This window comes from Haloarchaeobius litoreus, assembly GCF_024495425.1.
GTDB lineage: Archaea > Halobacteriota > Halobacteria > Halobacteriales > Natrialbaceae > Haloarchaeobius > Haloarchaeobius litoreus.
Map to the genome: position 1 here is coordinate 805,822 of NZ_JANHJR010000003.1, position 12,898 is coordinate 818,719.

Here is a 12,898-nt window from a genome sequence, read left to right on the forward strand (position 1 = left end):
CGCCGCACGTGCCGGGTCACTCGTACCGGAGCGCGTCGATGGGGTCGGTTCTGGCCCCGCGCCAGGCCGGGTAGAGTCCGGCCGCGACGCCGACGAGGATGCCGACGGCGATGGCGATGCCGAACCACTCGATGGGGTACGTGAGCGGGATGTCGATGTACTGGGCACCGGCCCAGCCCGCCGCGAGCCCGAGCAGTGTCCCCAGAATCGAGCCGATGATGCCGACGATGACCGCCTCGGTGACGAACAGCGTCAGGATGTCCCGTTTCTGCGCGCCGACGGCCTTCATGATGCCGATCTCGCGGGTCCGCTCGGTGACGGAGACGAGCATGATGTTGGCGATGCCGATGCTCCCGACGACGAGGCTGAGCGCGGCGATGCCGACGACGAACGCCTGCAGCTGGTCGAGGACGGCCTGCAGCTGCCCGAGCAGTTCGACGCTGGTCTGGAGCTGGTAGGTGAGCTCGTCGCCGGCCTGCGCCTCGGCGTCGGACTCGGTCTCCAGGTAGGTCCGGGTGGACTCCTTCGCGCGGTCGACCGCATCGAGGCCCTCCGCTTCGACGACGATGGCGGCGAACCGGGGCGTCTCCTGTGCGCCCGAGACGAACTCGGTGTAGTACGGGTCGAGCGGGAGGTACACCCGCGGGCCGGGGCCGAAGCCCTCGAACGGCGAGCGCGACTCCGAGTCCGCGGTGATGCCGACGACGGTGGCGTTCACCTGCCGGCCGCCGAAGGTGGTGACGGTGATGGTGTCCCCGACGGTGACGTTCCGCTCGAAGGCGTTCGCCATCGCCGGGTTGAGGACGGCCTCGCGCTCGCCCATGCGGAACTGGCGACCCTCGGCTATCTCGTCGGCGTCGACGTACGGTGGCCCGGTCGCGACCACCGCGTCCTGTCTGGGGATGCGTTCACCCCCGAAGTCGACGCTCTGTGACGGGATCGGCGTGTAGCCGTAGGCCGCCCTGACGCCGGGCTGGGTGGAGAGGTTCTCCACGTCGGCCTGCGTGAACACCGGCTGTGCGCCGGCGAGCGGGCCCTGGTTCGAGGACTCCTCGGGGGCGGCCCAGCCGTAGATGTTCTGTCTGTCGTCCGGGCTGATGTCGCCGATGATGCCCGCCTGCAGGCTCGCACCGAGCGTGACGAACGTGATGACGGCGGCGACGCCGATGACCACGCCCAGCGTCGTCAGCGTCGAGCGGAGCTTGTGGCTGCGGATGGCCCGCCAGGACATCCGGAGGTTCGTCAGCGGTTTCACGACTCCACCTCCGCGTCGCGACCCCCCACGTCGCGACCGACCGAGTCGAGCTCCTCGATTCGCTCGATCTCCCCGTCGAGCAGGTGGACGATGCGCTCGGCGTGCTCCGCGATGTGTCGCTCGTGGGTGACCATGACGACGGTGTTGCCCTCGGCGTGCAGCTCCGCGAACAGGTCCATGATGTTCTCGCCCGTCTCCGTGTCGAGGTTGCCCGTCGGCTCGTCGGCGAGGATGAGCGCCGGGTCGTTCACCAGCGCCCGGGCGATGGCGACGCGCTGGCGCTGTCCGCCCGAGAGCTCGTTCGGGACGTGGCCGAGCCGGTCACCGAGCCCGACACGCTCCAGCAGCTCCGTCGCTCGCTCTCGTCGCTCGTCCGGGGCCACGCCGCGGAACACGAGCGGGAGTGCGACGTTCTCGACGGCGGTGAGCCGCGGCATGAGGTTGAACGTCTGGAAGACGAAGCCGACCTCCTCCCCGCGGATACGGGTTCGCTCGCGGTCCGACATCGCGGTGACCTCCTGCCCGTCGAGGTACACGGTCCCCTCCGTCGGCGTATCGAGGCAGCCGATGACGTTCATCAGCGTCGACTTGCCGGAGCCGCTCGGCCCCATGACGGCGACGTAGGAGCCACGGGGGATCTCCAGATCGACACCGTCCAGCGCGTGGACGGGCTCGCCGACCATGTACGTCTTCCTGACCGCCTCCAGCGAGACGGCCGCACTATCCCCTGTAGAACCCATACGCATCTGAAGGGTCGTCGTGAATAAAAAGGTGCGTGGCAACGAATGCGGCCGTGTGAAACCCTCGAACGGGGCGCTCCGTGGCCCTCCGTTCAGTCCCGGGCTTCCAGCGGAACTGGTTCTCGACTGGTACGTTCCCGGTCGCCATCGCGGCCGGAGCCCCCGCGGTACCGCACACGGGAACGCATTAGGACCAGCCCGACGCACGTACGGACATGAAGAACACGGGCGGCAGTTCCGAGGCGAAGCGACGCGCGGGCGAGCACGCCGCGGACCTCGTCGAGGACGGCGAGGTCGTGGGGCTCGGCACCGGCTCGACGACGGCCCACGCCATCCGCGCGCTGGGGCGGGCGGTCGACGCAGGCCTGGACGTGCAGGCCATCCCGACCTCGTTCCAGTCCCGCCAGCTGGCGCTCGACGCGGAGATCCCGCTGACGAGCCTCGACGCGGTCGACGGCGTCGACCTCGCCATCGACGGCGCGGATCAGGTGGCAGCGCGCGACGACGGCGGCTTCGACCTCGTCAAGGGCGGCGGCGCGGCCCACGCTCGCGAGAAGGTCGTCGACGCCGCGGCGGACCGGTTCGTCGTGGTCGCCGACCCCTCGAAGCTGGTCGACCCGCTCGACTACCCCGTGCCGGTGGAGGTGCTGCCCGACGCCCGGCCGACCGTCGCCGAGGCGGTGCGCGAACTCGGCGGCGAGCCGTCCCTCCGGACGGCGAGGCGCAAGGACGGCCCCGTCGTCACCGAGAACGGGAACCTCGTGCTCGACTGCGACTTCGGCCCCATCGACGACCCGGCGACGCTCGCGACCGGGCTCTCCGCGCTCCCGGGCGTCCTCGAGCAGGGACTGTTCGTCGGACTCGCCGACGAGGTCCACATCGGCCACGCGGACGACGTCGACGTGCTAGGTCGCTGAGGACGACGCCGTCGCTGGGCACCGTGGACATCGGCCCGAGTGGCACGGCTGTCGCTCGGGACGGTGGATTCCCACCCGGGCGACACGGGCGTCGCTACCGGGTGCAGAAACGATTAGAAGTGAAGGAGACGCGCTTACAGGTCGCGCGGCTGGACCGTCTTCCGGTCGTTGGACTCCGCGCGTCGGGCGGCGTCCTCGAGGAGCTCCTCGACTTCCTCGTCGAGTGCGTCGTAGAAGTCCGATGCGACGTTCTTGTCCTGAAGCGCTTCCTTGACGGCTGCCTTGACGATGAGGTCTGCCATACGAGCGGTGATTCCCGCGCACCCTTTATAATACTTGCCAAATAGTCCGGCCATAGGCCCTGAGACGGGCGTGTAGCCGTGACACCCGCCGAGACGGACACGTCGGTTGCCGGATGTGACCGTCGTCGAAACCACTGGACACCAGTACGAAACCGACGCTTGCTTGCGTTTTTCTCACCAGATACAGTCACCGAATGGCCCGCTTCGGTGTCGGGCGAATCCCGCCCGGGGCTTCCATCTGAAACAAGTTTTATTCTGTTCACCACAACAACCAGTGGTGAGTGCAAACCGGAGCTTACTATTCAGCAATTTCATTTGTCTTTGTACGAATTTGGGTGAGAATCTGGAACAGGTATTTGGTGGTCCGAACCGTAGCGACGGACACCGGACGCCCGTCCGACGGAACCCCACCATGCCATCGTGTGACAACTGCGGTTCCCACGTTTCGGAACAGTTCGCCCGCGTGTTCGCCGACGAACACGGAGAGATACTCGCGTGCGTCAACTGTTCGGCGAACGCGGGAATCGCCGAAGAGGCGAAGCGACGCGCACAGCAGCCCTGAAAGGACACGGTCGCCCGGCACGCGAAGCCTTTCAGTACTCCCACACCGAACCGACCAGCCGTGAGTGACCACCACGTCTACGTCCTCCGCTGTGCCGACGACACGCTGTACACCGGCTACACCACCGACGTGGAACGCCGCGTCGCAGAACACGACGCCGGCGAGGGCGCGAAGTACACCCGCGGTCGCACGCCGGTCGAACTGGTCCACGTCGAGTCCTACGACGACCGGGGCACCGCGATGGCCCGCGAGTACGAGATCAAACAGCTCTCGCGGCCCCGGAAACAGCGGCTCGTCGACGACTGACTACTCGAAGCGCCGTGCCGCCGCGACGATATCCTCGCCGAGCGTCTCCAGCCGGTCCGCGATGTCGGCGTCGGTCACCGCCCGGCCGTCCGGCTCGTCCGGCTCCGGCGCGAACTTCGAGGACGCGCTCCGGATGCCGACCTGCCCCGGGATGACGTGGCCGTGGACCCCGCGAACCGTGCTCCGCAGGTGCTCCAGCGTGCTGCCGTAGGAGCCGCCGCCCGCCGTCGCCACCAGCGCGACCGGCGTGTCCTCGTAGTCGTCGAAGCCGCAGTAGTCGTGGAAGTTCTTCAGCACGCCCGAGTACGACCCGTGGTACACCGGCGTCCCGAGCACGACCGCGTCGGCCGCCCGCACCCGTCGCGTGTAGCGCTCGACGCCCTGGTCGTCCGCGTCCGGGTCGAGCATCGGCACGTCGGCGGTGCGGAGGTCCAGCATCTCGGTGTCCGCACCCTCCCCCTCGGCCGCTCGCAGGACGTGCACCAGCGCGCTGTGCGTGTAGCTCGTGTCGCGGAGACTGCCGGAGACGGCGAGCACCGTCGGCGAACTCGTCATTGTCCCGAACTCGGGAGTCGACGTACAAAAGCGCGTCAGTTGTCGTCGCGGGTCGATACGACCGTTCTCACTCGGACTGTTCCTCACGTCGGTCGCCTCTGGGCGCGAGCACCGCGACGGCCAGCAGGAGCCAGCCGGACGCCATCCCCTGCGCGAGCAGGGTGACGCCACCGGTCGCGAGTGCCACGCGGAGCTGTGTGCTGAGTGTCGTCACCTCCGCCGCTGTCGTCGTTTTGCGACGCAGTGCGGCGTGCGTCGGGAGCCGGGGACGGGAGTGTGCCGACGCCATCAGCAACCACGAACGGCAGGGTGAAAGCGGTGAGCGTAGCGCGGTGGAAGTGAAAGTGGAGTTCGGGGTTTCGAGCCGTGAGCAGGCCGTTCAACGGCTGTACCGCCGGCTGAATCAGTTCCGTTCGGCGACCTGCCCTCGCCGGACCAGCTCACCGGACGAGTCGGTCGAGTTCGCGGCCGGGGTCGACGACGAGCAGGTCGTCGACGTCGGGGAGGTGGGTCACTCCAGCAGCGGCATCGCGATACCGAATCCGAACACGGAGACGAAGGCGACGATGATACCGAGCCCCACTGAGTCCGTCAGCAGGGTCTCCTCCCACGCGGGCAGGGTCCCCCAGATGGCGTGGCCGACGAACTCGCCGCCGGCACCGGCGACGAACAGTGCGAGGCCGAGCAGGAAGCCGAGTTTCGTCAGACGGGCGTAGTCCATCGAGTTGCGCCTGTGCATGGAGCCGAGTCGTCGATGATTCCTCAAAGCTCTTTCGTGACCCCGAAAGATAGATGAGCGTCAGGAGGCTTCGAACAGCCATGTCGTGGACACTGCTGGAACTGCTGCCGGAACTGCTTCCAATCGCAGGCTACTCGGTCGTCGCGAGCCTGCTGGCCGTCCTCGGTCTCGGTGCCGAGCTGGAGAGCTGGCACACCTTCCTCGCGGAGGGCCTCTCCGTGATGACCGTCTGGTACGCGTTCATGGGCGCGGCCATCCTCTACGGGGCGATCTACCTCGTCGGCTACGAGCAGGTGCTGCTGCGCGTGCGCCGCGTCGTCGCCGAGTGACCGCATCGGTGTCGTCGCGACCCTGACATCGAAAGGAAACCGCGGGACGGTGGCCACCAGACTAATGTCAACGTATCGCAAAGCGTCGCGTATGCGGGAAGGGGGCCAGGAGAGCATCTTCTCCACCGACCAGGGGAACCGCACACACGAGTATCCGGAGAGCATCTTCCGGGAGCCCGAACGCGAGATGGTCGTCATCGACGGCGGCCGGTCGTACCGACTCACCGAGGACGGCTGACGGCGGCGGCCTCGGCGCCGCTGTCCGGTGTCTCGCCGCCGTCTGCAGGACCGATTGTCCTTTAATGTCGGAGCGAGACACCTCCGACATGGAACGATTCGGGGAGGTGTCGGACCAGTACGACCCGGACGCGGTCGAGGACGGGATGTTCTCGTACTGGGACGACGTCGACGCCTACGAGCAGACGAAGGAGCACCGAGCCGACGGTGAACGGTTCTTCTTCGTGGACGGCCCGCCGTACACCTCCGGTGCGGCGCACATGGGGACGACGTGGAACAAGTCCCTGAAGGACGCGTTCATCCGCTTCTACCGGATGCAGGGCTACGACGTGACCGACCGCCCGGGCTACGACATGCACGGGCTGCCCATCGAGACACGCGTCGAGGAGCAGCTGGGCTTCGAGAACAAGAAGGACATCGAGGAGTACGGCGAGGACGCCTTCATCGAGGCGTGCAAGGAGTTCGCGAACGAGCAGCTCCAGGGCCTCCAGGAGGACTTCCAGTCCTTCGGCGTCTGGATGGACTGGGAGAACCCGTACCGGACGGTCACTCCCGAGTACATGGAGGCCGCCTGGTGGGGCTTCGACCAGGCCCACGACCGCGGCCTCGTCGAGCAGGGCCAGCGCTCCATCAACCAGTGCCCGCGCTGCGAGACCGCCATCGCGAACAACGAGGTCGAACGGCACGACGTGCACAAGCCCGCCATCTACGTGCAGTTCCCACTGGTCGGTGAGGAGGGCTCGCTGGTCATCTGGACGACGACCCCGTGGACCATCCCCGCGAACACGTTCGTCGCCGTCGAGGACGGTGCCGAGTACGCGAAGGTCCGCGCCGAGCGCGACGGCGAGACCGACGTGCTGTACGTCTCCGCGAGCCAGGTCGAGACCGTCCTCAAGGCCGGTCGCTACGACGACTACGAGGTCGTCGAGGAGCTGACCAGCGACGACCTCGTCGGCATGGAGTACGAGTACCCGCTACCCGAGGAGGTCCCCGACCACCCGACGGGCGAGGGCGCAGGCCAGGTGTACACCGCGGAGTACGCCGACGCCGGCGACAAGTCGGGGATGGTCCACTCCGCGCCCGGCCACGGTGAGGAGGACTTCGAGCGCGGCAGCGAGCTGGGCCTGGAGATCTTCTGCCCCGTCGGGAGCGACGGCCGCTACACCGAACTGGGCGGGAACTACGCCGGCCAGTTCGTCCGCGACGCCAACGAGAACGTCATCGCGGACCTCGACGAGAAGGGCCTCCTGCTCGCCCACGACCCGGACTATCTGGTCGAGGGCGAGGGGAAGTGCTGGCGCTGTGACACCGACATCGTCCGGCTCGTCACCGACCAGTGGTTCATCACCGTCTCGGACATCAAGGACGAACTGCTCGCCAACATCGAGGACAGCGAGTGGCACCCGCCCGACGCCCGGGACAACCGGTTCCGCGACTTCGTGGAGGGCTCGCCTGACTGGAACGTCTCCCGGCAGCGCTACTGGGGCATCCCCATCCCCATCTGGACGTGCGACGACGACGGGTGCGACCACCTGAACGTCGTCGGGACACGCGAGGAGCTCGCCGACCGCGCCCACCAGGACCTCGACCCGGACGCCGTCGACCTGCACAAGCCGACCGTCGACGACCTCACGATGGACTGCGGCGGCTGCGGTGCCGAGGCGACCCGCGTCCCCGACGTGTTCGACGTGTGGCTCGACTCCTCGGTCGCCTCGTGGGGCACGCTCGACTACCCGAGCGAGACGGAGGACTTCGAGGAGCTCTGGCCCGCCGACCTCATCATGGAGGCCCACGACCAGACCCGCGGCTGGTTCTGGTCCCAGCTCGGCATGGGGAGCGCCGCCCTCGGCGAGATCCCCTACGAGGAGGTGCTGATGCACGGCTGGGCGCTCATGCCCGACGGCCGCACGATGTCCAAGTCCAAGGGCATCCTCGTCGACCCGAAGGAGGTCATCGACGAGTACGGCGTCGACCCGATGCGCCTGTTCCTCCTCTCGCGCAACCCGCAGGAGGAGGACATGCGCTTCTCGTGGGACGAGCTGGAGAACATGACCCGGGACCTGAACATCCTCTGGAACGTGTTCCGGTTCCCGCTCCCGTACATGCGCATGGACGGGTTCGACCCCGACACGGTCGACGTCACCGACGCCGAGACGGAGCTCGTCGACGAGTGGGTGCTCGCCCGGCTCCAGTCCGTCAAGGCGGAGATGAGCGAGCAGTGGCTCGACGAGCGCCGGCCCGACCGCGCGCTGGACGCGCTGCTCTCGTTCGTCGTCGAGGACGTGTCGCGGTTCTACATCCAGGTCGTCCGCGAGCGGATGTGGGAGGAGGAAGAGAGCGCGTCGAAGGCGGCCGCGTACGCCACCTTCTACGCCGTCGTCAACGACGTCGTGAAGCTGCTCGCGCCGTACGCGCCGTTCGTCAGCGACCGCATCTACAACGCGCTGACCGGCGACGACGGCCACGACACCGTCCACATGTGCGACTGGCCCGAGCCCGACGAGTTCTGGGCCGACGAGCAGCTGGAGACAGACGTGGAGCTGCTCCGCGCGGTCGAGGAGGCCGGCTCGAACGCCCGCCAGCAGGCCGACCGGAAGCTCCGCTGGCCCGTCCAGCGCGTCGTCGTCGTCCCCGACGACGAGCGGGCGTACGAGGCCGTCGAGCGCCACCGCGCACTGCTCGCCGACCGGCTGAACTCGCGCGAGATCGAACTCGTCTCGCCCGACACCGACTGGGGCGAGCTCGCCTACGCCGCCCGCGCGGACATGGGCGAGCTCGGCCCGGCCTTCGGCGACCGCGCGCCCGAGGTCATGAACGCGCTCAACGACGCCCGCATCGACGCGCCCGACCTCGACGCGCTCCGGGAGGCCGTCGGCGAGCCCGACCTCACCGCCGAGATGGTCGAGTTCGTCAGCGAGACGCCGGAGGGCGTCACCGGTAGCCGGTTCGACGTCTCCGGCGACGAGCGCGGCGTCGTCTACGTCGACGCGACGCTCACCGAGGAGATCGAGAGCGAGGGCTACGCCCGCGAGGTCGTCCGCCGCGTCCAGGAGATGCGCAAGGACCTCGAACTCGACATCGACGCCGAGATCCGCCTCGAGGTGGACGTCGAGGACGAGCGCGTCGCCGACCTCGTGCGCCGTCACGAGGACCTCATCACCGAGGAGACCCGCGCCCAGTTCGGAGGCGTCGAGGACGGCCACCGCAAGGAGTGGGAGGTCGAGGGCGTCACGATGACCCTCGCCGTCGAACCCGTCGCCGAGGCGACCGCCGACGACTGAGCCGGGCACAAGACACATCTTTTCGCCGACCGTCAGTCGACACAGATGGATCGCCGGGTCGCGCTTCTCTCGATACTGCTCGTCTCGCTCGTCGCCGTCCCCGCCGCGACGCCGGCGGCGCAGCCCGCCGACGCAAGCGCGGTGCGGGCCTCGGGGTCGGCGACGGACCCGGTGACGACGACCGGACCGACGGCCGCGGCGGCGCAGGCGAACCCGACGATAACCCGCACGCTCACGTTGCACCTGACGCCCGGCCAGCCGGGCGAGGTCCGCGCCGTGGTCGACGTCGATGTCCCCGACGAGGTGACCGAGTTCACCCTCCAGCTGCAGTCGAACGCCGACGTGCAGTCGACCGAGCACTTCGAGCGCGACAGCGACCGGGAGTACGCCTGGACGGGTGACGGCTCGGGCGGCTCGGTGACGTTCACCTACGACGCGAACGAGACGAGCGACACCGGCGGCCGCGCCGCACTCGCCGAGAGGCTGGGTGCCACGAGCACCGACACGCAGGCGGCCGAGTACGCCTTCGCCGACACCGGCGACTGGGCGATCACGCGCGTTCCGGGGCTCGGCAGCTCGTGGCGCTGGAGAGACGCGGACGACGTGGACCTGGAGAAGACGGTCACGGTCGCCGGCGAGGGGACGACCGGCGGCTACATGGCCTACCTCGGCCCGATGACGACGTACAGCGAGACGGTGCAGGACCAGGAGATCACGCTCGCCGTACCCGACGCGGCGGAGATGCGCGAGTCGCCCGAGGCCGTGCTCGCCAGCCTCGCGAACGCGAGCGAGCGGCTCCGGGTCGGGCAGCGCGACGAGACGGCGCTGGTCATCGCCGCACCGCGGGCCGTGGACTGGTCCTCGGCGGGGCTCCAGTACGGCGACACGGACGCGTGGGTCGTCGCTGACGCGCGGCTCGACCGCGCGAACAACGTCTGGCTCCACGAGTACGTCCACACGAGACAGGAGTTCCGGACGAACCGGTCGGGGCGCTGGCTGACCGAGGCGACGGCGGACTACTACGCCGCGCTGCTGGCGTACGAGCAGGGCCACGTCGGCTTCGACGCGTTCCGCGATAAACTCCAACGGGGCACGGAGGACCCGCAGTCGACGGCGGTGCTCGCCGAGCCGGCGACCTGGAGCAACAGCGCGAACTACCTCAAGGGGTCGCTCGTCACGGGTGCTATCGACCGGCGACTCCGGGGCACGACCGACGGTGGGGCGACGTTCCAGCGCGTCTTCCGTCGGCTGAACGGCCAGGAGGACACCGTCGACAACGCCGACATCCTGGACGCGGTCGAGGCGGCGGCAGGGTCGGACACGCGCTCGTACGCCGACCGGTACACGACCGGCTCCGGCGCGCCGGGCACCTGGTCGCGCGAGACCCATTCGGAGCTGTTCGGGCCGGTTCCGGCCTCGTTCGCGTACATGCTCGCCGACGGCTCGCCGGCGGTCGCGGGGCCGTACCGGAACACGACGGTCAGCATGTCGCCGACGCTGGCCGTCGGAGAGACGCTGGCCATCGAGGCTACAGTCGAGAACGTGGGCGGTGGTGTCGGTAGCTACGAGGCGGCGCTCGTCGTCGACGGCACGGTCGAGGCGACCGAGTCGGGTGAGCTCGACCCCGGCGAGACGGAGACGCTCGCGTTCGAGCGAACGTTCGACGAGGCCGGCACCTACGACGTGCGGGTCGCCAACCGCGAGCTGACCGTGACCGTGCGCGAGCCGGCGACGCCGCGGGTGACGAGCATCGAAGCGCCCGACACGGTCACCGTCGGCGAGGCGTTCACCGTCCGGGCGACCGTCGACAACGAGGCGGCCTGGCCGGCCGCGGGAGCCGTGTCGCTGTCGCTCGACGGGGAGGAGAGCCGCACCGACACCGTCCGGCTCCCGCCCGCGAGCCGGCTGACCTACACCGGGACGGTGACCGTCAGCGAGGCCGGCGAGCACGTCGTCGCCGTCGGCGGCGAACAGGTGACCGTCACCGCCGTCGAACCGGAGACGACGGCCGATGCGCGCGATGGGAGCGGCGACACCAGCGGCGGGGACGGCGACGGTGGACCCGGCGGCTCCCTGCCGATGCCCGGCTTCGGTGTCGCCGGTACAGTGGCGGCGCTGGTCGGTCTGCTCGCGGGACTCGGACTACAGCGGCGGCAGTAAGCGGAAAGGTCAGTTTCGGCCGCGTTACGCGAACTCGACGGTCAGCTCGCAGTGGCCGTCGCCGTCGTGCATGCACGCGCCCTCGGAGATGGCGACCTCGTCGTCGAAGTCGTCGGCGATGCCCTCGATGATGCCCTTCGCGAGGTGACAGAGCCGACGGTCGGACTGGTACTGGACGACGTACGTGTCCTCGCTGATGCGGTCGGTCGAGATGGTCGGGAGCGCGGCCTCCTCGTCGCCCGTCTCGATCTGGCGGTAGATGCCTTCGAGGTTGGCGACGACCTCCTTCGTACCCCAGCCGCGCTTGACGTGTGCCTTGAACGTGTTGAGCAGCTCCGGCGCGAGGTAGGCCCCCACGTTGCGCTGGACGACGGCCTCCGCAGTGCCGGTCTGTTCGGCGACGACCGTGATCGCGCCGGTGAACTCCTCGTCCGGATAGCGCGACACCGGGAGGTAGAGCTTCGGCTCGATACCTGCCGCCTCCAGTACCTCGTCCCAGGCCGTCCCCGGCACGTGCTCCCCGACGTACCCCTTGAGTGATTTGTGTAGTATCCCGTGCATGGCCACACCACCGCCCCCTGCGGGGCTACGTACCCTACGAGCGAGACGAGGTATAAAGAATCCGTGTTTTTATTCCGATAGTTCGGCCGCGACAATCGGTGCCACGGAGACCGCGCTGACCGGGCGTTCGAGCGTGTCCGTGCCGTAGACGGCCTCGACACCGGCCCGGGCGAGCTTCGTCGGCGCGTTCCGGGCGAGCAGCGGGTGGACCGTGGTGACGTACACGCGGGCCGCGTCGCGCTCGTTCAGCACGCCGATGGACTCGCTCATCGTCGACCCGGTGGCGACGATGTCGTCGACGACGACCACGTCCCGACCCGCGACGGCGGCGTCGCTCGGGCTCACCTCGACCTCGGTGCCGGAGCGCCGGACCTTCTCGAAGTAGTCCGTCTCGCCGCAACCGTAGGCGTCTCGGACCGACGCGGCGAGGTCGCAGGCCCCCTCGTCGGGCGCGAGGAACAGCGGTTCGGCCAGGTCGTCGGGGAGCGGTTCGGCGAGCCGTGGCGCGGCGTCGAGCGCGACCGCGGGCGGGTCGAAGAACTCGCAGACCCGCTCCTCGTGCGGGTTGACCGTCAGCACCCGGTCCGCACCGGTCGAGATGGCCCGGGCGACGGCCCGCGAGGACACCGGTTCGCCCGGGTTGAACGCCTCGTCCTGCCGCGCGTAGCCCATGTACGGGAGGACGGTAACGACCTCGCTCGCGCCGGCCTCGCGTGCGGCGTCCTGCAGCTGGAGCAGTTCGACGAACGCGTCGCTCGTGGCCGTCGAGGCGACCACGACCGCACGCCCGGGCGACACGTCGCCGATGCGGACGAGCAGCTCCCCGTCGGGGAAGCGCTCGTACTCGACGGGCGCGATGGGCTCGCCGAGTTCGGCCGCGAGTTCGGCCGCCAGCGACTGGGAGGCCGAGCCTGGGAGTATCATGTGGGAGTGCTCGCCGGCCTGCCTAATTCC

15 protein-coding genes are annotated in these 12,898 nt (G+C 69.0%); 7 read left to right on the plus strand and 8 right to left on the minus strand.

What is annotated here, in order from left to right; all coding sequences use genetic code 11:
* Positions 1-16: 16 nt before the first annotated feature.
* Both NOW55_RS16450 and NOW55_RS16455 read right to left on the minus strand, forming a co-directional pair.
* Positions 17-1,255, minus strand: coding sequence for an ABC transporter permease (locus NOW55_RS16450; protein WP_256401195.1), 1,239 nt, complete (start codon positions 1,253-1,255; stop codon positions 17-19).
* Positions 1,252-1,995 carry an ABC transporter ATP-binding protein gene (locus tag NOW55_RS16455; RefSeq protein WP_256401196.1) on the minus strand — a complete coding sequence of 248 codons (744 nt, stop codon included), beginning with the start codon at positions 1,993-1,995 and terminating at the stop codon, positions 1,252-1,254. Before NOW55_RS16455 ends, NOW55_RS16450 begins: the two co-directional genes overlap by 4 nt.
* 215 nt (positions 1,996-2,210) lie before the next feature.
* Here NOW55_RS16455 and rpiA point away from each other — a divergent pair, with 215 nt between their 5' ends.
* Complete coding sequence (rpiA, locus tag NOW55_RS16460; RefSeq protein WP_256401197.1) at positions 2,211-2,912, plus strand: ribose-5-phosphate isomerase RpiA; 702 nt, start codon at positions 2,211-2,213, stop codon at positions 2,910-2,912.
* A 134-nt stretch (positions 2,913-3,046) separates the two neighbouring features.
* Here the strand turns inward: rpiA and NOW55_RS16465 are convergent, their stop codons facing one another.
* A complete protein-coding gene (locus tag NOW55_RS16465; RefSeq protein WP_256401198.1) occupies positions 3,047-3,214 on the minus strand; it encodes a DUF1931 family protein in 168 nt (55 codons plus the stop codon).
* A gap of 412 nt (positions 3,215-3,626) precedes the next feature.
* Between NOW55_RS16465 and NOW55_RS16470 the strand changes: the two genes are divergently transcribed.
* Together NOW55_RS16470 and NOW55_RS16475 are read left to right on the plus strand one after the other, a co-directional pair.
* Positions 3,627-3,776 (plus strand): DUF7563 family protein, encoded by a 150-nt coding sequence (locus NOW55_RS16470; protein WP_256295867.1) that lies wholly within the window; start codon positions 3,627-3,629, stop codon positions 3,774-3,776.
* A gap of 60 nt (positions 3,777-3,836) precedes the next feature.
* A complete protein-coding gene (locus tag NOW55_RS16475; RefSeq protein ID WP_256401199.1) occupies positions 3,837-4,082 on the plus strand; it encodes a GIY-YIG nuclease family protein in 246 nt (81 codons plus the stop codon).
* Here the strand turns inward: NOW55_RS16475 and NOW55_RS16480 are convergent, their stop codons facing one another.
* From NOW55_RS16480 to NOW55_RS16490, 3 genes are all read right to left on the minus strand, one after another.
* Positions 4,083-4,637, minus strand: a complete 555-nt coding sequence (locus NOW55_RS16480; RefSeq protein ID WP_256401200.1) for an NADPH-dependent FMN reductase — start codon at positions 4,635-4,637, stop codon at positions 4,083-4,085.
* A 67-nt stretch (positions 4,638-4,704) separates the two neighbouring features.
* Positions 4,705-4,926, minus strand: coding sequence for a hypothetical protein (locus NOW55_RS16485; protein WP_256401201.1), 222 nt, complete (start codon positions 4,924-4,926; stop codon positions 4,705-4,707).
* A gap of 222 nt (positions 4,927-5,148) precedes the next feature.
* The gene (locus NOW55_RS16490) at positions 5,149-5,376 is read right to left on the minus strand and encodes a DUF7860 family protein (RefSeq protein WP_256401202.1); all 228 of its coding nucleotides are present in this window, start codon (positions 5,374-5,376) and stop codon (positions 5,149-5,151) included.
* An 80-nt stretch (positions 5,377-5,456) separates the two neighbouring features.
* Here NOW55_RS16490 and NOW55_RS16495 point away from each other — a divergent pair, with 80 nt between their 5' ends.
* The 4 genes from NOW55_RS16495 to NOW55_RS16510 all read left to right on the plus strand — a co-directional run bounded on the left by NOW55_RS16495 (position 5,457) and on the right by NOW55_RS16510 (position 11,383).
* A complete protein-coding gene (locus tag NOW55_RS16495; RefSeq protein ID WP_256401203.1) occupies positions 5,457-5,705 on the plus strand; it encodes a DUF8151 family protein in 249 nt (82 codons plus the stop codon).
* 91 nt (positions 5,706-5,796) lie between these two features.
* The gene (locus NOW55_RS16500) at positions 5,797-5,943 is read left to right on the plus strand and encodes a hypothetical protein (protein WP_256401204.1); all 147 of its coding nucleotides are present in this window, start codon (positions 5,797-5,799) and stop codon (positions 5,941-5,943) included.
* A gap of 88 nt (positions 5,944-6,031) precedes the next feature.
* Complete coding sequence (ileS, locus tag NOW55_RS16505) at positions 6,032-9,223, plus strand: isoleucine--tRNA ligase (RefSeq protein WP_256401205.1); 3,192 nt, start codon at positions 6,032-6,034, stop codon at positions 9,221-9,223.
* Positions 9,224-9,268: 45 nt separating this feature from the next.
* Positions 9,269-11,383 carry a CARDB domain-containing protein gene (locus tag NOW55_RS16510; RefSeq protein WP_256401206.1) on the plus strand — a complete coding sequence of 705 codons (2,115 nt, stop codon included), beginning with the start codon at positions 9,269-9,271 and terminating at the stop codon, positions 11,381-11,383.
* Between the two features lie 24 nt (positions 11,384-11,407).
* Here NOW55_RS16510 and NOW55_RS16515 read toward each other — a convergent pair whose 3' ends face one another.
* The gene (locus tag NOW55_RS16515) at positions 11,408-11,944 is read right to left on the minus strand and encodes a heme NO-binding domain-containing protein (protein ID WP_256401207.1); all 537 of its coding nucleotides are present in this window, start codon (positions 11,942-11,944) and stop codon (positions 11,408-11,410) included.
* Positions 11,945-12,013: 69 nt separating this feature from the next.
* Positions 12,014-12,868, minus strand: coding sequence for a ribose-phosphate diphosphokinase (locus NOW55_RS16520; RefSeq protein ID WP_256401208.1), 855 nt, complete (start codon positions 12,866-12,868; stop codon positions 12,014-12,016).
* Between the last annotated feature and the right edge of the window lie 30 nt (positions 12,869-12,898).

What these genes read in the sequence shown, in the direction of transcription:
- ileS (WP_256401205.1), top strand. Translation starts at nt 6,032, where the DNA reads ATGGAACGATTCGGGGAGGTGTCGGACCAGTACGACCCGGACGCGGTC.
- NOW55_RS16515 (WP_256401207.1), bottom strand. Translation starts at nt 11,944, where the DNA reads ATGCACGGGATACTACACAAATCACTCAAGGGGTACGTCGGGGAGCAC.
- rpiA (WP_256401197.1), top strand. Translation starts at nt 2,211, where the DNA reads ATGAAGAACACGGGCGGCAGTTCCGAGGCGAAGCGACGCGCGGGCGAG.
- NOW55_RS16490 (WP_256401202.1), bottom strand. Translation starts at nt 5,376, where the DNA reads ATGCACAGGCGCAACTCGATGGACTACGCCCGTCTGACGAAACTCGGC.
- NOW55_RS16500 (WP_256401204.1), top strand. Translation starts at nt 5,797, where the DNA reads ATGCGGGAAGGGGGCCAGGAGAGCATCTTCTCCACCGACCAGGGGAAC.
- NOW55_RS16510 (WP_256401206.1), top strand. Translation starts at nt 9,269, where the DNA reads ATGGATCGCCGGGTCGCGCTTCTCTCGATACTGCTCGTCTCGCTCGTC.
- NOW55_RS16470 (WP_256295867.1), top strand. Translation starts at nt 3,627, where the DNA reads ATGCCATCGTGTGACAACTGCGGTTCCCACGTTTCGGAACAGTTCGCC.
- NOW55_RS16485 (WP_256401201.1), bottom strand. Translation starts at nt 4,926, where the DNA reads ATGGCGTCGGCACACTCCCGTCCCCGGCTCCCGACGCACGCCGCACTG.
- NOW55_RS16480 (WP_256401200.1), bottom strand. Translation starts at nt 4,637, where the DNA reads ATGACGAGTTCGCCGACGGTGCTCGCCGTCTCCGGCAGTCTCCGCGAC.
- NOW55_RS16465 (WP_256401198.1), bottom strand. Translation starts at nt 3,214, where the DNA reads ATGGCAGACCTCATCGTCAAGGCAGCCGTCAAGGAAGCGCTTCAGGAC.
- NOW55_RS16520 (WP_256401208.1), bottom strand. Translation starts at nt 12,868, where the DNA reads ATGATACTCCCAGGCTCGGCCTCCCAGTCGCTGGCGGCCGAACTCGCG.
- NOW55_RS16455 (WP_256401196.1), bottom strand. Translation starts at nt 1,995, where the DNA reads ATGGGTTCTACAGGGGATAGTGCGGCCGTCTCGCTGGAGGCGGTCAGG.
- NOW55_RS16495 (WP_256401203.1), top strand. Translation starts at nt 5,457, where the DNA reads ATGTCGTGGACACTGCTGGAACTGCTGCCGGAACTGCTTCCAATCGCA.